A 19,787-nucleotide genomic window follows, 5' to 3' on the forward strand; every position below is an offset into this window, starting at 1 on the left:
TGCTGGCGCCCGGCTCGTGGCAGGCCGCCGCCACACGGCTGCGCAAATCGAGTGAATACGGTTTCATGGTCTACTCTACGCAGCAGCCCGTAGCCAGGGCGAACGGTTCACGAATCCGCTATATTGTTCCTGCTCAAATACTTTCTTTTCACAGCTTACTAAGCCTAATAGCAGCACACTGTACGCAAACAGTTTTTTTACCATTTTTTCTATATTTAATAAAATTCGTTACAAATAAACGTTGGGACTGCAACTTATGCAAATGAATACAGCCTAAGCTCTAAAAAAATGTATTTCCCTTAATATCAACCTCTTACTAGTGCTGCGTGGGAAGCTGGCGCCGCTCGAAAACCCGGATTCCCTGGAAAACGGTAAGCCGCAAGTCTAAGCCCAGCACGGGCGTGCGAAAATTGCGGGGGCCGCCGGGAATGGGGTTACCCTCCTCGTCGGTCTGGCCCAATACCAGTTGGTAGGCAGTAGCATAGCCGGCCCAGGGCGTCAAGTCGAGCCAGTCGGTCAGGCGCAGGCCTACTTCGCCGCGCGCCAGGCCAAAATCAATGAAGCGTTCCTTGGGCTCGTCTTCCGCCCGCTGCAGGCGCAGGTAGGCGGTCATTTCGTAGGACAGGCGCGGGCGGATGCGCACACTCCGGCCAATCTGAAAAGCCCGTTCCACGTCGAGACGCAGGCGGGTGCTGGCCCGGTTCTGGTCCGCGGCTTCCGCAAACCGGTACTCCGCGCTCAGGCGCTGGCCCACGGTGAAGCCACCCAGGTCGCCGCGGTGGCGCAGAAACCCTTCCGGGGTGAAGGCGCCGGCATCTTCCACGCGCTGGTAGCGCGCCGTGCCGCCGAGGCTCCACTGAGAATTCCAGAAATGCTCGTAGCCTACCTGCAGCTGTTTGCCATAGAATCCCGCCGGGTTAGCAATGGCGGCATCGGTGGTACGCTGGCCGCGTAAGCCTACAAACGCGTAGTCGCCGCTTTGGAGGGCATATTCTACCTGAGCTTCGGGCCAGAGCTCCAGCTCGTAGCGAATGTGCTTCTGCGCCTGGGCGGTGCCGGCAGCCAGCAGCGTGGTAGCTCCAAGTACAATAGATTTATGCATGGGCGGCTTCGGAATGAGTGACGGTGACGGGTTCCAGCGAGGCTAGCTCCTTTAGGGCCAGCCAGGCCATTAGCCCCGGTCCTACCTCCAGGGCGTGGGCGTCCACGTCGAAGGTAGGCGTGTGCACGGAGGAGGCGTGGCGGCCATCGGCCGCCCGGGTACCCAACCGGTAGAAACAGGCACTAGTGGCTTGGGAGAAATAGGCGAAATCCTCGGCCGCCATCCACTGGTCGAGCTCAATAACGTTTTCCGCGCCCAGATATTCTTCTGCCGCCGCGCGGACGCGGGCCGTGAGCTGGGGCTCGTTTTCCAGGTAAGGGTAGCCCCGGCGGATTTCCAGCTCACAAACGGCCCCCATAGAGTCGGCCAGCCCCTCACACAGGCGGCGCAGGTGCTGGTGGGCCTCCTCCCGCCACTGCTCGTTGAGCGTGCGGAAAGTGCCTTCGATATACACCTCGTTGGGAATGACGTTGGTGGCGCCGTTGGCAATAACCTTCCCAAACGACAGCACAGAAGGCAGCTTCGGATTGGCCCGCCGGCTCACCAGCTGCTGCGCGGCCACAATAAGGTGAGCAGCCACTAGCACCGGGTCGAGGTTCATTTCGGGCATGGCGCCGTGGCCGCCTTTGCCACGCACCGTCAGGTACAACTCATCGGTGCTGGCCATGTACCGGCCGGGCCGGATGCCAATCTGCCCGGCCGGCAACATCGGGAATACGTGCTGGCCCAGTACGCTGGCGGGCGCCGGGTTTTCCAATACCCCTTCCTGAATCATGAGGGAAGCACCGCCGGGCAGCACTTCCTCGCCGGGCTGAAAGATAAGCTTCACGGTTCCCTCAAACTCGTCGCGCAGCTGGGTGAGCAGGCGCGCCACGCCCAGCAGCGACGAAGTATGCACATCGTGGCCGCAGGCGTGCATCACGCCGGGGTTGGTTGATTTGTAGGACACCTCGTTCTGCTCCTGAATGGGCAGGGCGTCCATATCGGCGCGCAGGGCTACCACGCGGCTGCCCGGGTTGCGGCCTTCAACCAGTGCCACGACTCCGGTTGTGGCCATGGGCTGCGGATTTAGCCCCAGCCGGCGCAGCTGCTCCGTAACGAAAGCAGCCGTGTTGAACTCCTGAAACGACAGCTCCGGGTGCGCGTGCAGATGCTGACGCAGGGTTACGGTTTCGGCGGCGGCGGCGGCGGCCAGCTCTTTCAGGCGAGGGAGAAGGTGTTGCATCACAATGCAAGGTAAGAAGCCCGCCCGCTTGCGCCTACCTGCCACTTAAAAAGACAGCGGAGCTTACTCGAACAAGACGCTCAGGTGGGGCTTGACAGTGAGCAACATGGGACGCCCCAGGATGTTCGGGCTGAAGGCGGCTTCCAGCTGCTCCTCGGTAGCTAGCAGGCGGCTCACAACCAGGCAATCGGCAAACTCCAGGTACTCGCCGCGCTTATCGTTGTTGTAGCGAATCCGCCCGCGCACGGCCACCGTTAGGTCCAGCAGAATGGCTTTGGTCAGGGTATCAAACAACGTCAGGTCCACCATGCCATGCTCTGGCCACAACGACACGCGCAGCTGTAGGGCGCCCTGCTGCACCCGGTAGCGGAAGCTGCCATTCTCGCCGGCCGTAGGTATACCTTCAAGCCCCTGCAACAGGTCCAGCTCATCCCACTGCAGCTGCCGCAACGTAGCCATCAGGCCTAGAAAGAGGTTTTGTTGAGCAGAACTTGGGCGGGTTGCAGCTCGGCTTTTGGGGCCAGCGGCCGAATGCGCAGCAGGGCAGCTTCGGCTTCCAGGCGCGTCAGGTAATCCCCGACCCAGAGGCGGTAGAGGGGCTGCTTGAAAGTAATGTAGTCCGTTTCCTCGGGGTAGCGGCTGATAACTTCGCGGCGGATGCTCATGGCCTGCTCCCGCTCCATGCCCACGTAGGCCAGGATGCGGAAGCCCTGGGCATACTTCACATTCTGGTTGGTGAAGGCCTGGTCGCGGAGGCGCTGTTCCACCTGGGCATTCACGTGGTTTACCGGCGTCACGGCTACAGCAGCTTTGGGCGGCAAGGCAGCAGCGGGTTTGGGGGCGTTAAATACGGGCCGGTAGCGGCTCAGGTCCTCCGCGGGCAATGTAGCGGTAGTAGCCTGGCGGGTGGTATCGGGCGCGGTGGTAGAAGCAGCCGGCGCCGAAGCCGCGCAGGCGCCCAGCGAGAAAAGAACAGAAAGCAACAGCACGTTACGAAGTAGCAGAAGTTTCATCGGCAGGAAGCAGCAAAGCTATACTATTGGAAGAGCCCAACCGGTCGGCGCCAGCAGCTACCAGCGCCAAGGCAGCCTCCCGGGTGCGGATACCGCCCGAGGCCTTAATACGGATGTGCGCTGGCAGGTGGCGGCGCATCAGCTCAATATCGGCTACGGAAGCGCCCCGGCTGGCAAAACCCGTGGAGGTTTTCACGAAGTCGGCTCCGGCTTCGGTACACAGTTGGCAGGCCTGAATGATTTCCTCCTCCGTCAGCAGAGCCGTTTCAATAATCACCTTCAGGATAGCCTGCTTGAAGTGGCACAGCTCCGCCAACTCCCCTACTTCATCCTCCACCTCGCTCAACCGCCCCGATTTAAAGGCTGCTACGTTGATGACCATGTCCACTTCCTTGGCGCCATCGTTCAGGGCCTGGTGGGCTTCAAAGAACTTCACTTTCGTGAGTTGATAGCCCAGCGGAAAACCTACCACGGTACATACGGGTACTCCGGAGCCATGCAGTTCCTCTGCGGCCAGCCGCACGTAGCAGGGCGGCACACATACGGAAGCAAATTGGTACTGGGCCGCTTCGGCGCAAAGCTGGGCAATCTGTTCCCGGGTGGCGTCGGGGCGAAGCAGGGTGTGGTCGATGCGGGCGGCTAAGTCGGGGGCAGCAGTGGGCATACGCAGCACGGAAAGGGTGGAGAAACAGCAGTGGCAGGCGAAATTCACCTGCCACTGGCTAGTAGTACTACAAAGATGCGGGAAGCTTAGTCGATGATAACGGCGCGGTTATTCACCACGTCTTCTTCCACGCTCTTGTATTTCACGTCGCGCACGATGCGGCCGTCCATGTACTGCACGCTCACCCGGTCGTTGCGGTTGGCTACTTTCTGGGAGCGGGCGGGCGTTTGCTTTTCCAGCACCTGAGGCTGCTGCCCGGCCTGCTCCAGGTCCTCGGGGCCAGCGCCCAGCGAAGCCGACGAAACCTCTTTTTCGGCGCGCAGCTTGGGCTGGGGCGCGGCCTGCGGAATTTCGTCTTCCACGTAGAACTCGGGCTCCTCTATACCAGCGTCGCCGGCCTGCATCGGAATATCGGCGCGGAACAGGAAGTGTACCGTTTCCTCGTTCACTTTCGCAATCATGCGCTTGAACAGCTCAAATGACTCGAACTTGTAAATCAGCAACGGGTCTTTCTGCTCGTACACGGCGTTCTGCACCACTTGCTTCAGGTCGTCCATGGCGCGCAGGTGCTTGGTCCAGGCTTCGTCGATAACGGCCAGCGTCACCACCTTTTCCATGCCCCGGATGAGCTCCTGGCCGTTGGTGGCCTGGGCGCGGCGCAGGTTCACCACCGACTGCACTTGCTTGCGCCCATCGGTGAAGGGTACCGCAATGTTTTCGAAGGGCGCGTTTTGGGCAATGAGGTCGTTGATGAGCGGCATAGAATGCTCGCCAATCACGTTGCTCTTGTCCTCGTAGTAGCCGAGGGCCTCGTCGTAGAGCTTTTGCGTGAGCTGGGGCGCGGGCATGCTGCTTAGCTCCTGGGCCGTGAGGTGGGTATCGTAGCTGAACAGGCGAATCACGGCCAGCTTGAAGTCCTCGAAGTCGTTGGAGGTTTTGTGGGCCGTTACGATGTCTTCGCAGACGTCGTAAATCATGTTCCACACGTCCAGTTCCAGCCGCTCCCCAAACAAGGCGTTGCGGCGGCGCTTGTACACCACTTCGCGCTGGGCGTTCATCACGTCGTCGTACTCCAGCAGGCGCTTGCGAATGCCGAAGTTGTTTTCTTCGACCTTCTTCTGGGCGCGCTCAATGGAGCTCGTAATCATGGAGTGCTGGATTACTTCGCCTTCTTCCAGGCCCATGCGGTCCATGAGCTTGGCAATGCGCTCCGAGCCGAACAAACGCATCAGGTTGTCTTCCAGGCTCACGAAGAACTGCGAAGAACCCGGGTCGCCCTGGCGGCCGGCGCGGCCCCGCAGCTGCCGGTCTACGCGGCGGCTTTCGTGGCGCTCCGTACCAATAATGGCCAGTCCGCCCGATTCTTTGGCGGTGCCGCGCAGCTTGATGTCGGTACCACGGCCGGCCATGTTGGTGGCAATGGTGACGGTGCCGGGGTGGCCAGCGGCGGCCACAATCTCGGCTTCGCGCTGGTTTTGCTTGGCGTTCAGGACTTGGTGCGGGATGTTACGCAGCTTGAGCATGCGGCTCACCAGCTCCGAAATTTCCACCGACGTGGTACCCACGAGCACCGGGCGGCCGGCTTTCACCAGCGTCTGGATTTCCTCGGCCACGGCGTTGTACTTCTCGCGCACCGTTTTGTAGACCTTGTCGTGCTCGTCCTTGCGCGAGATGCCGCGGTTGGTCGGAATCACGACTACGTCGAGCTTGTAGATTTCCCAGAACTCGCCGGCTTCGGTTTCGGCCGTACCCGTCATGCCGCCCAGCTTGTGGTACATGCGGAAGTAATTCTGCAGCGTCACGGTAGCGTAGGTCTGGGTGGCGTCTTCCACGCGCACGTTTTCCTTGGCTTCAATGGCCTGGTGCAGCCCGTCGGAGTAGCGGCGGCCTTCCATCACGCGGCCCGTCTGCTCATCCACGATTTTCACCTTGCCGTCGTCGGTCAGGATGTACTGGTCGTCGCGCTCAAACAGGGTGTAGGCTTTCAGCAGCTGGTTCACGGTGTGTACCCGCTCCGATTTCTCCTGGTAGTCGTTGATGAGCTTTTCCTTCTGGTGCAGCTTATCTTCCTCCGAAATGACGGCGCTTTTCTCAATGGCCGCAATTTCCGACCCGATGTCGGGCATGATAAACAGGTGCGGGTCTTCGCCCTGGGCCGTAATCAGGTCAATGCCTTTTTCAGTCAGCTCAATCTGGTTGTTCTTTTCGTCGATGGTGAAAAACAGCGGCTTGTCGGCCTCCGGCATCTGACGGGAGTTGTCCTGCATATAGTAGTTTTCTACTTTCTGCAACACGGCGCGCATGCCGGTTTCCGAGAGGAACTTGATGAGTGGCTTGCTCTTGGGCAGGCCGCGGTAGGCGCGGAACAGCATCAGGCCGCCCTCCCCTTCTTTGGGGCCATCGTTGCCTTCTTTGATGAGCTTGCGCGCCTGCACCAGGTAGTCCTGCACCTGCTTTTTCTGCTCGTTCACCAGCCGCTCGATGCGGGGCTTCAGGATATGAAACTCGTGTACGTCGCCGCGGGGCACCGGGCCCGAGATGATGAGCGGGGTACGGGCATCGTCAATCAGTACGGAGTCTACTTCGTCCACCATGGCGTAGTGGTGCTTGCGCTGCACCAGCTCGCCGGTTTCGCGGGCCATGTTGTCGCGTAGGTAGTCGAAGCCGAATTCGTTGTTGGTGCCGTAGGTGATGTCGGCTAGGTAGGCTTTGCGGCGGGCATCGGTGTTGGGCTGGTGCTTGTCGATGCAGTCAACGGTGATGCCGTGGAACTCGAACAAGGGGGCATTCCACTCGGAGTCACGCTTGGCTAGGTAGTCGTTCACCGTTACCAGGTGCACGCCGCGGCGGGCCAGGGCGTTGAGGAAGGCGGGTAGGGTTGATACCAGCGTCTTACCCTCGCCGGTTGCCATTTCAGCAATTTTGCCCTGGTGCAGCACCACGCCGCCAATCAGCTGCACGTCGTAGTGTACCATGTCCCAGGTGATTTCGGCCCCGCCGGCCAGCCATTTATTGCTCCAGATAGCCTGGTCGCCCTGAATGGTCACGTTGCTCTTGCGGCGGGCAATTTCCCGGTCAAAATCCGTAGCGGTAACTACCAGCTGGCCGTTTTCCTTGTAGCGGCGGGCGGTTTCCTTCACAGTGGCGAAGGCTGCGGGCAGCACCTCCATCAGCACCACTTCCAGGTCTTTGTTGCGCTGCTTTTCGAGAATATCAATCTGGTCGAAGATTTTCTCCTTCTCGACAATATCCAGATTGGGCTCGTCGGTGATGCGCTGGTGCAAGGCACCCAGCTGGTCGTCAATGCCCTTCAGCCGTTCGTCAATGCGGGCCCGTACGTCGGCGGAGTGCTGGCGGAGCTGGTCGTCGGTAAGCGGTGCCAGTTTGGCATATTCGGCGTTGATGAGTGCCACATACGGCAGAATCTCTTTCAAATCCCGCTCGGACTTAGAACCGAACACTTTGGCAACTGCCTTCCCTATGAAATCAAACATGCTGGTAGATATTGACTGAAAACGCCGCAGCGTAACTCAAATTTACGGCGTTTTTCGGGAATCCCTTGAAACGACGAAACCCCAACACCTCAAAGAGTGTGCGGGGTTTCGTTTGAACAGACACATTGGCAATCGAAGAGATGGTTAGCCAATGAAATAGCGGATTTTATGCGCAGTCGGCGCTATTCACGCAGACTGCGCATTCTGCACCTCAAACGCTCTGTTTCACCACTTCACTATTCCTTGGCCGGAGTCCGGGGCAGAATTTTTTCCATGATGGAGGCCGAGCCCGTAATGGGCGGCGTCGTAGCGGCCTTTTCAATGGGCTTGTCGGTGAGCTTTTTGTAGAGGGTCAGGGCCTGCGCCACTACCTGGTCCATGTTGTAGTACTTGTAGGTAGCAAGGCGGCCTACGAAGTGAACATTGGGCGTTTCATCGGCCAGCTTCTTGTACTTGTTGTACAGATCAGCATTTTCCAGACGAGGTACGGGGTAGTACGGGTCACCTTCAGCTTTCGGGTATTCATACACCAGCGCCGTTTTGGGGTGCTTCTGGCCGGTGAGGGCCTTGAACTCGGTGATGCGCGTGTACAGGTTGTCGTTGGGGTAGTTCACGACCGGCGCGGCGAGCTGCTGCTCCACGTTCAGGGTTTCGTGCTTGAACTCCAGGGAGCGGTAAGGCAGCTTACCGAATTTGAAGTCGAAATACTCGTCTACCGGGCCCGTGAAAATCATTTCCTTGAAGGGAATGAAGTCCACTACGTCGTGGTAGTCGGTGTTCAGCATAATGCTGATGTTGGGGTGGTCGAGCATCCGCTCGAACATGCGCGTATAGCCGTGTAGCGGCATAGCCTGGTACGTGTCGGTGAAGTACCGGTCGTCGCGGTTGGTGCGGGTGGGCACGCGCGAGGTCACCGACTTGTCCAGCTCCGAGGGGTCCATGCCCCACTGCTTGCGGGTGTAGTTCTTGAAGAACTTCTCGTACAGCTCACGCCCTACCTTGCTTACGACTACATCTTCGGAGGTCTTGATAACCGGCACCTGCTCAGCCACCGACTCAAAGAACTGCTCGACCTCAAAGGAGTTCAGCGACAGGCCATAGAGCTTGTTGATGGTATCGAGGTTGATGGGCATGGGCACCAGCTGGCCATCTACCGAGGCCAATACGCGGTGTTCGTAAGGGCGCCAGTCGGTGAAGTTGGATAAGTACTCGAATACGTCCTTCGAGTTGGTGTGAAAGATGTGCGGCCCGTACTTATGTACCAGAATACCTTCCTCATTGTAATGGTCGTAAGCGTTGCCGGCAATGTGGTTGCGCTTATCAATAATGAGTACTTTTTTGTTGCTGCGAGTGGCCAGCCGCTCGGCTAGGACGCTACCGGCAAACCCGGCTCCGACGATGAGATAATCAAACATATGCTAGGGCTTGGGTTGTGGGAAACAGGTCGTTATCAGGTACTAGTACGCAGGTTAGGCCGGCTTGTTGGCAAGACGCTGCGTCATCAGGTCCACCATTTGCTGCCAAGTGAGGTCCCAGCTGATGGTTTTCAGGTATTCGTCCGTCCGGTGGCGCCAGTCGGTATCGGTGTTTTGCGCCAGGGCCCGCTCAATGGCGGTACCAAACTCCTCAGCCGTAGCAGCTATCTGCACCAAGTCCAGGTCGCCGTAGGGCCGTACCACGTCACGGATGGGCGTGCTTACCACGGGCTTGCCAGCGGCCAGGTACTCCGGCGTTTTGGTGGGCGAAATGAATTTTGTGCTTTCGTTATCGGCGAAAAGCAAGGTGGCCACATCCCAGCCGCGCAGATAAGCGGGCAGTTCCTGGTAGTCTTTGCCACCGAGGTAGTGGATGTTTTCCGTGCGGGGCAGCAGGGCCGGGTCAATCTTGACCACGGGCCCGATGATAACGAACTGCCACTCGGGATGGGCCGCAGCCAACTCCCCCAGCAGGGCAATATCCAGTCGCTCATCTACCACCCCAAAAAAGCCAATGCGCGGGTGCGCAATACCGGCCTGGTCGGCGGGCTCGGGCATTTCCTGACGGGCCTGCCCGAAGTGGTCTTTATCGATGGAACTGGGGAAGGGATGCGCATCGGCGTGCTGCAAACTTTTGGCTTCGTAGAGCGTGTGGCCGCCCGTGAACACCAGATCGGCTTTTCGGAACAGCTCCTGCTCCCGCTCCCGCAAGGCCGGAGGTGCAAACTTGAAGGCCGCCAGCTCATCCATGCAGTCGTACACGGTAAGCACAGGTGACAGATGACGCGACTTGGCCAAGGCCATGGGCGTATAGTACCAGAAGATATACTTGTTGAGGTTGGTATCGGCGAAAAAGCGCGTCAGTACGTCGGCCTGGGCTGCATCGGCGGCATCTTCCTGCCCCCGCAGGCGCTGGGGCAAGTGGGCCACCACCACTTTCACGCCGTTTTGCCGGTCTTTTACCTCGATATGCGGCTCAATCAGGTCGTCGTTGTGAAAGAAGGGCTCCTCCACGTAGAATACCCGGCCAACCTGGGCAAAGCGCGACAACAGGTGCTGGGGGCGCTGCCACACAAAATCCCAGTGCAGGTGCGCGAAACAAACTAAATCGGGAAGGGCAGTAGGTGTAGTACTCGTAGAATTCAGCGCGGATTGGTTGGGCGTTGGCGTCGGGTGAGAGGCGCGCACGGGCGCTTCGACCGAGGTCGTGGATGGCATACAGACGATGATAAAAGGTGAACTGCCGCCCGGACTCCCTGGAATACTACAACACGTTCCGGTAAGCCTTCTAGCTTACGCCCAATTCACTTAAAAGGATACGTTGCGGGAGTTGAAATTTTTAACCCGCCCTTAATCCGCCTGAAACAAGCTCATCTATACCAGAAAACACATATTGGTATTCTACAACATCCTGCCAACCATCCGCCATATGGAGCCATTGACGGCGCACTCCTACCCGTGAAAATCCTATTTTCTCAAACAGCTGCTGACTTGCCCGGTTCCGGGTAGCCACCGAGCAGTAGAGCTGGTGCAGGCGTAGCGTATGCCGGGCATAGGGCAGTAGCAGCTGCAAGGCCGCGTGGGCGTAGCCGTGGCGCCGTGCGGCCGCCAGCACCGTGATGCCCACGCCGGCCCGCTGGTGCAGGGGGCTGAAGTCAAACAAATCGACGGTGCCTACCGCCTGGCCCGTGGCCTGGCTACCAATGACCAGCCGCAGCTGGCGTACCTGGTGAAAATCGGCGCCGGCGTGCTCCAGATACTGGCGTAGCAAGTGGCGCGACACGGGCGCCAGCGTATCGGACACGCCCCACAGGTCGGCGTCGTTTTCCAGGGCGTACAGAAAGTCCAGGTCTTCGGCTTCGAGGGCCCGCAGGAACACCACGTCGTTGCCCAGCATACGCTAAATAGTTACGGTGCCCTCAAACACGCGGGTGGCAGGGCCGCTGAGGTACACCTGCGTGAAAGAGCCATCGGGCCGGGTTTCGAAGGTCACGCGCAGGTCGCCGCCCGGGGTGCGCAGGTGCACGGGGCTGCTGGCCCCGCGCCGCGAAGCCGCCAACGCTACGGCCGTGACGCCAGTACCGCAGGAAAAGGTCTCGTTCTCCACGCCCCGCTCATAGGTACGCACCTGCCAGGGCTGATCGGGAGCGGTAGGCGATTCTACGAAGTTGACGTTGGTGCCCCGTTCCCGAAACCGGTCATTGTAACGGATGGCGCGGCCTTCGGCAAACACGTTCAGCTCGGCCAGGGTGCTGGCGGGCAGAAAGCGGACCAGGTGGGGGGAGCCGGTATCCAGAAAAACATCTTCTTCCACGGCCTGCTGCCCCAGCACATCCTGCATGCGCAGGTGCACGGTGCCATCGGCCTGGTCGATGCGCGCTTCGTGCGGACCATCGGCGGCCAGAAAGGTGGTGGCCTCCCCTATCACGCCCAGCTGTTGGGCAAATGCCACGGTGCAGCGCCCCCCGTTACCGCACATGGAGCCTAGGTACCCATCGGCGTTGAAGTACACCATCTCAAAGTCGTAGCCATCGAGCAGGCGCAGTAAAATGAGCCCATCAGCTCCAATGCCCAGGCGCCGGTCGCAGAGGCGGCGTACCAAGGCGTGGTCTTCGGCGGGAAACTGCCGGGCGCGGTCGTCCACCATCACGAAGTCGTTGCCGGTGCCCTGGTATTTATAGAAGTGAAGCGTCATGACGGGGTTGGTTACTGCCAGGGAAGAGCTTGCGTCCAGCAGCGCGCCGGCTCCCTGGGTTGATTTCGGCCGGTCAGCAAAAGTACACCAGGATGCGCTACCCGCACGGTTTCAGGTGAGGCAGGCTGCCGGGCACGGGCGGCAGCTTCCAAAGATACCCCACTGACCTCGGAGGTCAACCAGACCTCCCCCAAAGCCCTCCGTTGGTCTTCGGAAGACCACCCGATGTCCCCCGAGGACCAACGGAGGGCTTCGGGGGACAACCCGATGTTGCCCGAACCTATCCGTCGGTCATCCGGAAACAACCAGATGTCCTCCGAGGACAACCCGATGCCCCGGGAGGACATCTAGTTGTCCTCCGAGGGTAACTTGAGGTCCTGCGGGGACAACCAGCCAATACGGTGGCGTCCGTTCTTCCCTTCGTTACCTTTGCGGGCATGTACTCCTTCCTGACCACCAGCCCCTGGGCCGATTACGAACTGCTGGACGCCGGCAACTTTGAAAAGCTGGAGCGCTTCGGCCGCTACGTGCTGGCCCGCCCCGAGCCCCAGGCCGTGTGGGACCCCAAGCTGCCGGCCAGCGAGTGGCAGCGGGCCCACGCCTCCTTCACCCGCGAAAAAGGCAGCCAGGAACGGGGCCAATGGAAGCTAAAGCCTGGTATGCCCGAGCAGTGGGTAATTGGCTACGAGCGGCCCGACGGCCTGAAGCTGAAGTTCCGGCTGGGGCTGTCCTCGTTTAAGCACGTGGGCTTGTTTCCCGAGCAGGACCCCAACTGGCAGTTCATCTACGAGCAAACGCGCCAGCGCCGGGCAGCCGTACCCCGGGTACTCAACCTGTTTGCCTACACCGGCGCCGCCACCCTAGCCGCCCGCGCCGCCGGGGCCGACGTGACGCACCTCGACTCCGTAAAACAGGTGAACTTCTGGGCCCGCGACAACATGGAAGCCAGTTCCCTCGACGGGGTGCGCTGGCTGGTAGAAGATGCCTGGAAATACGTGCAGCGCGAGGTAAAGCGCGGCAACAAGTACCAGGGGCTGATTCTGGATCCGCCCGCCTACGGCCGCGGGCCGAATGGGGAAAAGTGGCAGCTGGAAGACCAGCTCAATGAAATGCTCAAGCTCTGCCAGCAGCTGCTCGACCCCGAGGACCACTTTTTCCTCATCAACCTGTACTCCCTGGGTTTCTCGGCCCTGATCCTGGACAACCTCGTGACGGACATCTTCCCGAAAACCCACCTCACCCGCGAAATAGGGGAAATCTACCTGCACGACCAAGCTGCCCGCAAGCTACCCCTGGGCACGTTCTGCCGGTTCGCCAACTAATTCCTGACTTACTCTTGCCTGCAATAGTAAGCTGTTCGCCGGTCCTTGTGTAGCCTTATGTCGCTTTTCTCCATTATAATTCGTGTGCGGTTACCCTCAGAGCCCTTGCCTTGGAAGCTTCTGCTCTTAGCCGACCCAGCTGAGGAACTCGTGCATAGCTACATTCAGGAGAGCCAAGTATACCTAGCAGAATCGGGCAATACCGTTGTGGGTATATGCGTGGTGCAGCCGCAGACCCATGTCCGGGCCGAAATACGCAACCTCGCCGTGGCCCCCAACTGTCAAGGCCGGGGCGTAGGCAAAGCTCTGCTCAAGTATGCAGAAGAACAGGCTCAGCAGCAAGGTATCTGTACTTTGCGGGTGTGTACCGGCAACAGCAGTCTAGGGCCATTGGCTTTGTATCAGAAGTCAGGTTTTGCTATGGTGGATTTACAGCTCCATTTCTTTACTCAGCAGTATCCCGAGCCCATCTGGGAAGATGGAATTCTCTGCCAACATTTACTGGTGCTCGAAAAAGACCTATCCGCATGAACGCACCCCGCCACCGCCGCCTGGCCCTGATTGACATGGGCACCAACACCTTCCACCTGCTGATTGTGGAGCTGCCCGAGCCCCGTCACCAGGAACCGGTGGTATTGCTGCGTACCAAAGTGGGCGTGAAGCTGGGCGAGGGCGGCATTAGTCGGGGCGAAATTGCCCCGGAGCCCTATGCCCGGGCATTGCACACGCTGGCCGCTTTCCAGGAAGAAATTGAGCTGCACCAGGTAACCGAAGTGCGTGCTACGGCCACCAGCGCCATGCGCGTAGCCCGCAACGGCCCGGAACTGGTGCAGGAAATCTTCGAGCAAACCGGCATCCGGGTGGAGGTTATTCCTGGGGACCGGGAGGCCGAGCTCATTGCCAAAGGCATCCGGCAGGCCGTGCCCCTGGGCCCGGCCACGCATTTGCTCATGGATATTGGCGGCGGCTCGGTCGAATTCATCCTGGCCAACGCCGACTCGATTTTCTGGAAGCAGAGCTTTGAAATTGGGGCCCAACGGCTGTTGGACAAGTTTTTCCACCACGACCCGCTTACTGAGGCCGACATCCAAGCCGAAAAAGCCTACTTGGCCGATGTACTGACGCCCTTGAGTGCCGCAATAGCCACGCACGCACCCGTTGCCCTGGTAGGCGCCAGTGGCACCTTCGATACCCTCTGCGACCTGCAGGCGGCCCGCAACGGTCAGCCCGAATTGGTGGGCAAAGCGGCCCCTGCCACGACTATTTCCGGCGCCAGCTTCCGCGCCAGCTACGCCCAGCTCACCTCCCTCAACCACGCCGGCCGCCTGGCCTTGCCCGGCATGACGCCCCTGCGCGCCGACATGATTGTGGTGGCCTGCGTGCTCATCGATTTCGTGCTCGACACTTACCAGCTGTCCGGCATTACGGCTTCCTCCTACGCGCTGAAGGAAGGGCTGCTGGCCGAGCTGCTGGAAGGGTAGTATGGCAGCAAAAACCAACTCCGCTCAGCAGGGTACCCCTTCCCGCCTACCCTGCGCCTGACAGTCTCCTCTTTTGAGCCAACGCCCTTCTCATGACCACTACCTTTTCCTACACGCACCTTTTCTCTTTCACCGAGGCCGTTTTTCGTAGCATGGGCTGCCCGGCGGCCGATGCCACCCTGGCGACCGAAACCCTGCTGTCGGCCGATTTGCGCGGTATCGACTCGCACGGCGTAGCCCGGCTGATTGGGTACGTACGCTTGTGGGAAGCCGGCCGCATCAACCCCACGCCCCGGGTAGGCGTCACCTACGAAACGCCCAGCACGGCCGTAGTAGACGGGGACGGGGGGCTGGGCCTAGTAGTGGGCCCCAAAGCCATGGATGTGGCCCTTGAAAAAGCCCGGCAGGTAGGCACGGGCTGGGTATCGGTGAAAAACTCCAACCACTTCGGCATTGCCGGCTACCACGCCATGAAGGCCCTGGCCCACGACATGATTGGCCTGGCCATGACCAACGCCTCGCCCCTGGTAGCCCCTACGTATTCGCTGGAGCGGCTGCTGGGCACCAACCCCATTGCCGTGGCCGTACCCGCCGGCGAGCAGCCCGATTTTGTGCTGGATATGGCCACAACAACGGCTGCCAATGGCAAGCTCGAAATAGCCCAGCGCAAGCAGCTGCCCATTCCCGAAGGCTGGGCCCAGGATGCCACCGGCGCCGGCTCCTCTGACGCCAATGCTGTGAAGAATGGCGGGGCACTACTTCCGCTGGGCGGAGCCACCGGCTCGCACAAGGGCTATGGCCTGGGCGCCGTGGTCGATATTTTTTCGGCAGTGCTGAGCGGGGCCAACTACGGGCCCTGGGTGCCCCCGTTTGTAGCCTTCCTGCAGCCCTCGGCCAACCCGGTAGGCCAGGGTCTCGGCCACTTTTTCGGGGCTATGCGCGTCGATGCCTTCCGCCCTGCCGACGAGTTCAAGGCCCACATGGATAACTGGATTACTACTTTCCGGGGTGCCCAGGCTGTGCCGGGCCAGCAGGTACTCATCCCCGGCGACCCGGAGCGTGAAACCTCCGCACAACGGTTGCTCGACGGCATTCCGCTGCTGGAGCCCGTGGTGCGCGACCTGGAAATGCTCGGCGCCAAGTTTGGGGTGAAATTCTAGTCCTGCTGGTTGCACAAAAAAGGCCCGGCCGCATTCTGCGGCCGGGCCTTTTGCTTTTCAAGCAACTGACTATACCAAGGCGCCCGTCTGGAAATAGGTTTGCAGCGCTATATCCTGGTTCAGGTACTTGGATGAATACTGTGCGTCGGCCCCGTTCAGGAACAGACAGGTGCCACCCGTTACGGTGCTGATGATTTCGTTGTACTGGTCCATGGGCAGGGCGGGGCAACCCAGGCTGCGGCCCAGACGGCCAAACTGCTTAATGAAGTCTTCGCTCACGTACTCGGCGCCGTGCATCACCACGGAGCGGCTCATGGCATTGTCGTTATAGCCTTCATCCACGCCTTCCAGCTTGAGCGAGCGGCCATGCTTGCCCTGGTACTCGCCCTGAGTTACGTAGAATCCCAGGCTGCTCATGTTCGACTCATTCTCGTTGGAGAAGCTGGTGGCCAGGTTCTCACCGGAGTTGTGGCCGTGAGCCACTAGCGTGTTGAACAGGATTTGCTTGGTGGCTAGATCCAGCACCCACAGGCGCTTTTCGGTGGATGGCTTTTCGAAATCAATAACCGTCAGGAGGTGCTTGTCTTCGCTCAGGCGGCCATCGTGGCGCAGGTTCAGGTAGCCCATCAGTGCCTTCTGAAAAACCTCGTAGCGCAAGCCGGCTGCCTCCGCTCCCAGCTCAGTAAATAACTGGTGAGCGGTGCTGTTGAAGGCCGAAGTGCGCAGCTCTGTAGCCGTGGGCACCCGATACTCGGCCCCGGTGGCTTTGGCCGAGCCCATAGGCGTGGCCAGGGGTGTAGCCAAAAACAGGGAAGCAACGAACGGCAGGATACGACGAGCCGCCCGACGTGCCCGGCGCTTCAGGCGGTTGCGGCGAATTACACTCGGCTTTTCCATAGGTAAGGACTGATTAGTGCAGGGATTAAAACAGCAGCACAAGTAAAAAAGTGCCTGCCGACTTGCTTTATACGCAAACGCCCACCAGAAGATCTAACCTTTAAAGATGAGCAAACAGCTTTCTTGGCCTGCTCCGTACGGAAGCACTTGTCTTGTCTTCCATGAACGTGAGTAACTACTCACTTGCCCGGAATAACAATATTATGTCATACAGCCATTATGCTATATACACTCTCTATATTTAGTGTCGCAATAGTTAAATCCTCTCTGCCTATTGCGAATTTTTGCTCTTTTACCATTTTTCATCACCCAAATTCCCCTTACCTTTCATGCACACTTCTATTAAATGGTTACAAAAACTCGTTCTGGCTGGCGCCGCATTGTGTGTGTTGGGCAGTCAACCGGCCCACGCGCAAAAAGTAGTGCTACAGGGCTTCTGGTGGGACTACTGGAACACCAATTACCCGAACGGCTGGGCTAACTACATTGCCGACCTGGCGCCCCGCCTGAAGGCAATGGGCATCGACGCCGTGTGGATGCCACCTACCATTAAAAATGGTAACCAAGGCAATGGCTATTCGCCCTTCGACAACTACGACCTGGGCGACAAATACCAGAAAGGTTTTGTGGCCACCCGCGTGGGTAATAAGGATGAATTGCTGCGGGGCGTCGCTATTCTGCACGCAAACGGCATTGATGTAGTGCAGGATGTTGTGCTGAACCACAACGATGGAGCCGGCTCGGCAACCGGCGCGGGCGGGCAGGACCCGGCTGCTTGGGAAGACTACACCACTAGCAAGTACAAGAACTTCCGCTATGTGAGCTACAATAAGCCAGCTACTGACGAAAGCGCCGCCAACTACCTGGCCCGCGACGGGCGCTTTTCGAAAAACTGGCCCAACTTCACGCCTAACGTAGGCAACAACTCTACCAGCGGTGATGAAAACGCTGTGCTCTTCGGGCCCGACATCAGCTACTACTCGGGCTCCTACGGCCAAAGCTCCAACGCCACCTTCAACCCGGTCCAGGGCTCTGACTACATGCGCAATAAGCAGCGCGAATGGCTGATTTGGTACAAAAAGCAGGTAGGCTTCGATGGAGTGCGCCTGGATGCGGTGAAGCACTTTCCAGCCTTTGCCATGGAAGATTTCCTTTATAACCTACAAAGCAACGCTGGCTGGGCCAATGGCGGTGCCACTATGTTTGCCGTGGGCGAATGGGTAGGCGGCTCCAGCCAGCTGGACCAGTGGTGTACCAACGTGCAGGACCGGGCCGGTACCTTTGACTTCTCGCTGCGCAACGGCCTCTACAACATTGTGAGTGGCGGCGGCAACTTCGATATCGGCTCCTTGCCCGGCTACCAGCAAGGCCGCCGCGTGGTGCTTATCAACGGTACGTATGTTCACCGCACCGTGCCCTTCGTGAATAACCACGACACCTTTCGCCCCCAGGTGAGCAGCACCGGTAACTATATCGGCTGGAACACTGGCTCGGAGCTGGCCCCGCACATCGACCCCTTCGACCCGCGCTTGCCGGCCGTGTATGCCGCGGCCCTGGCCGTGGACGGCTCCCCCCAGATTTTCTTTGAAGACCTGTTCAACATCGGCAACACTGGCAAGCGCTACTCACACTCGCCCAAAAGCACCACCGACCTACCCGTGCGCGGCGACCTGGAAAACCTGATCTGGTGCCATCAGAACCTGCAGTTCAAGCAAGGCGCTTACAAAGTGCGCTGGCAGGCCGCCGACCACCTTGTGATTGAGCGTAGCACCAAAGCCATTATTGGCATCAACGACAGCTGGAGCGCCTGGCAGAACAATACCGTGAGCTGTGACTTTGCGCCGGGCACCGTGCTGAAAGACTACTCCGGCGCCAACGGCACCGCTACCGTAACGGTAAGCAGCTCGCAAACGGTAGCCATCAACACGCCCCCCTGCAACGGCACGGCCAACGGTGGCCGCCGCGGCTACTCCGTGTGGGCGCCCGTGAATGCGGCTACCGGCTACAACCTGGTAGGCCGCGCCACCACCCAGGAATGGGAGTTGGCCAACGACCTGGGCGACTCGCACGCTTCTTCCCTAAAGCAGGGTGGGCAGTTACCCGCCGCCTCCACGGCTTATCGTACAGCAGGCCGCATCTATTCGGATGCCGGCAAAACCGTTACCTATACTCTGTTCCCTACCGACGCTACCCGCAGCCTCACCGTGGAGCTGGTGAACGGTAGCGGCACGATTCTGACTAGTCGTACCGGCACTGGCAACCTCACGGGCACCTACACGCCTACGGCTGCGGGCTGGATTACGCTGCGCGCCAAAAATGCCAGCACCGCCAACCCTGCCCAGCGTGCTTTTGTGAAGGTGACCTACACGGCCCCAACGGCGGTAGTGGGCTCCATGACGGCCCGGGGTGGCGCTACCGTAACGGACGTTACCGCCGAAGCCGCGCTGAGCGACGCCCTACACGTGTACCCCAACCCCACCGCCGCCAACCGCATCGACGTGGTGGTAGAGTCGGTAGGACAGCGCACGGCTACTCTGCGCCTCTACGATCTGACCGGCCGCCTCGTGCATCAGCAAACCACCCGCCTCTACCCCGGCACCAACGAGCTGCGCCTGAGCGTGGAAAGCCTGCCAGCTGGCGTGTACCAGCTTTCTTCGCCCGAGCTGAACCGCAGCAGCAAGGTGATGGTGCGGTAGTTTCCGATTGAGTTCATTTGTAAAAAAGAGCCGCTGGAGTTTCCAGTGGCTCTTTTTCGTTACTGCGAAAGTTTTTTCAGTCTTTTCCGCCAGCCGTACAACCCTTCCACTTCCTCTCCTTCGAAAACGCCTTCACGTAAGAACTTATTAATGAATTCGTACAAGGAGTCGGTCAGAACAACCGGCTCCTCGGTATGGTGGTTGGAGTTTACAATGACGTAGCGCGCAGAATTCCCTTCATCGAGAACTACTTCCCATACGTCGCTAAAAATCATGTAGTCAGCAACAGGAAAGTGTCGTTTGGTGTTGGAGCTGGTAGCAGCAGGCACTTCAAGTTCCACCAGTATATCGGCCATTGAAAGAACCCGGAACAGTCCATCGTTCGTCCAAAAGCCCGGGCACTGCGCATAGAAAGCTCGTATTTCCTCGGGCAGACGCCTGTTCAGCCTTGCTTCTACCTCAGCTATGCAGCTTTGGGTTTCATTGAGGTGAAACTCTACATCAAGCCGTTTGCGGGCATCCTGTATTTGCTGAAGTAGCGCTGGCAATGAAAACATCGAAAA

At 59.4% G+C, this 19,787-nt stretch carries 17 protein-coding genes; 5 read left to right on the forward strand and 12 right to left on the reverse strand.

Annotated features, from left to right (window positions below):
- Window positions 1-316: 316 nt before the first annotated feature.
- The 10 genes from FY528_RS02265 to dapF form a co-directional block, all read right to left on the reverse strand.
- On the reverse strand, window positions 317-1,102 hold the full coding sequence (locus FY528_RS02265; RefSeq protein ID WP_149069382.1) for a hypothetical protein: 786 nt from the start codon (window positions 1,100-1,102) through the stop codon (window positions 317-319).
- Window positions 1,095-2,327 (reverse strand): M20 metallopeptidase family protein, encoded by a 1,233-nt coding sequence (locus FY528_RS02270; RefSeq protein WP_149069383.1) that lies wholly within the window; start codon window positions 2,325-2,327, stop codon window positions 1,095-1,097. The genes FY528_RS02265 and FY528_RS02270 overlap by 8 nt, the downstream gene beginning before the upstream one ends.
- Before the next feature lie 63 nt (window positions 2,328-2,390).
- A complete protein-coding gene (locus FY528_RS02275) occupies window positions 2,391-2,786 on the reverse strand; it encodes a hypothetical protein (protein ID WP_149069384.1) in 396 nt (131 codons plus the stop codon).
- A 5-nt stretch (window positions 2,787-2,791) separates the two neighbouring features.
- Window positions 2,792-3,340 (reverse strand): sporulation protein, encoded by a 549-nt coding sequence (locus tag FY528_RS02280; RefSeq protein ID WP_149069385.1) that lies wholly within the window; start codon window positions 3,338-3,340, stop codon window positions 2,792-2,794.
- On the reverse strand, window positions 3,318-4,004 hold the full coding sequence (gene deoC / locus FY528_RS02285; RefSeq protein ID WP_149069386.1) for a deoxyribose-phosphate aldolase: 687 nt from the start codon (window positions 4,002-4,004) through the stop codon (window positions 3,318-3,320). The genes FY528_RS02280 and deoC overlap by 23 nt, the downstream gene beginning before the upstream one ends.
- Before the next feature lie 86 nt (window positions 4,005-4,090).
- Window positions 4,091-7,498 (reverse strand): preprotein translocase subunit SecA, encoded by a 3,408-nt coding sequence (gene secA / locus FY528_RS02290; protein WP_149069387.1) that lies wholly within the window; start codon window positions 7,496-7,498, stop codon window positions 4,091-4,093.
- Between the two features lie 236 nt (window positions 7,499-7,734).
- Window positions 7,735-8,913, reverse strand: a complete 1,179-nt coding sequence (glf, locus tag FY528_RS02295) for a UDP-galactopyranose mutase (protein ID WP_149069388.1) — start codon at window positions 8,911-8,913, stop codon at window positions 7,735-7,737.
- Between the two features lie 54 nt (window positions 8,914-8,967).
- Window positions 8,968-10,191, reverse strand: a complete 1,224-nt coding sequence (locus FY528_RS02300; RefSeq protein WP_222931781.1) for a glycosyltransferase family 1 protein — start codon at window positions 10,189-10,191, stop codon at window positions 8,968-8,970.
- A gap of 121 nt (window positions 10,192-10,312) precedes the next feature.
- On the reverse strand, window positions 10,313-10,870 hold the full coding sequence (locus FY528_RS02305) for a GNAT family N-acetyltransferase (protein ID WP_149069389.1): 558 nt from the start codon (window positions 10,868-10,870) through the stop codon (window positions 10,313-10,315).
- 3 nt (window positions 10,871-10,873) lie between these two features.
- Window positions 10,874-11,668 (reverse strand): diaminopimelate epimerase, encoded by a 795-nt coding sequence (gene dapF, locus FY528_RS02310; protein ID WP_149069390.1) that lies wholly within the window; start codon window positions 11,666-11,668, stop codon window positions 10,874-10,876.
- Window positions 11,669-12,105: 437 nt separating this feature from the next.
- On the opposite strand from dapF, the gene FY528_RS02315 reads away from it, so the two are divergent.
- The 4 genes from FY528_RS02315 to FY528_RS02330 all read left to right on the forward strand — a co-directional run bounded on the left by FY528_RS02315 (window position 12,106) and on the right by FY528_RS02330 (window position 15,631).
- Complete coding sequence (locus FY528_RS02315; RefSeq protein WP_149069391.1) at window positions 12,106-12,990, forward strand: class I SAM-dependent methyltransferase; 885 nt, start codon at window positions 12,106-12,108, stop codon at window positions 12,988-12,990.
- A gap of 105 nt (window positions 12,991-13,095) precedes the next feature.
- Window positions 13,096-13,521 carry a GNAT family N-acetyltransferase gene (locus tag FY528_RS02320; RefSeq protein ID WP_187631961.1) on the forward strand — a complete coding sequence of 142 codons (426 nt, stop codon included), beginning with the start codon at window positions 13,096-13,098 and terminating at the stop codon, window positions 13,519-13,521.
- A complete protein-coding gene (locus FY528_RS02325; protein WP_149069393.1) occupies window positions 13,518-14,471 on the forward strand; it encodes a Ppx/GppA phosphatase family protein in 954 nt (317 codons plus the stop codon). Before FY528_RS02320 ends, FY528_RS02325 begins: the two co-directional genes overlap by 4 nt.
- 92 nt (window positions 14,472-14,563) lie before the next feature.
- On the forward strand, window positions 14,564-15,631 hold the full coding sequence (locus FY528_RS02330; RefSeq protein WP_149069394.1) for an Ldh family oxidoreductase: 1,068 nt from the start codon (window positions 14,564-14,566) through the stop codon (window positions 15,629-15,631).
- 69 nt (window positions 15,632-15,700) lie between these two features.
- Here the strand turns inward: FY528_RS02330 and FY528_RS02335 are convergent, their stop codons facing one another.
- Window positions 15,701-16,528: a murein L,D-transpeptidase catalytic domain family protein gene (locus FY528_RS02335; protein ID WP_149069395.1), complete on the reverse strand. Its 828-nt coding sequence runs from the start codon at window positions 16,526-16,528 to the stop codon at window positions 15,701-15,703.
- A gap of 329 nt (window positions 16,529-16,857) precedes the next feature.
- Here FY528_RS02335 and FY528_RS02340 point away from each other — a divergent pair, with 329 nt between their 5' ends.
- Window positions 16,858-19,224, forward strand: coding sequence for a T9SS type A sorting domain-containing protein (locus FY528_RS02340; RefSeq protein WP_149069396.1), 2,367 nt, complete (start codon window positions 16,858-16,860; stop codon window positions 19,222-19,224).
- A gap of 59 nt (window positions 19,225-19,283) precedes the next feature.
- On the opposite strand, the gene FY528_RS02345 is transcribed toward FY528_RS02340, so the two are convergent.
- Entirely contained in the window at window positions 19,284-19,781 is a 498-nt protein-coding gene (locus FY528_RS02345; protein WP_149069397.1) for an SMI1/KNR4 family protein, read from the reverse strand.
- Window positions 19,782-19,787 lie beyond the last annotated feature (6 nt).

Source organism: Hymenobacter lutimineralis (genome assembly GCF_008271285.1).
GTDB classification, from domain to species: Bacteria; Bacteroidota; Bacteroidia; order Cytophagales; family Hymenobacteraceae; genus Hymenobacter; species Hymenobacter lutimineralis.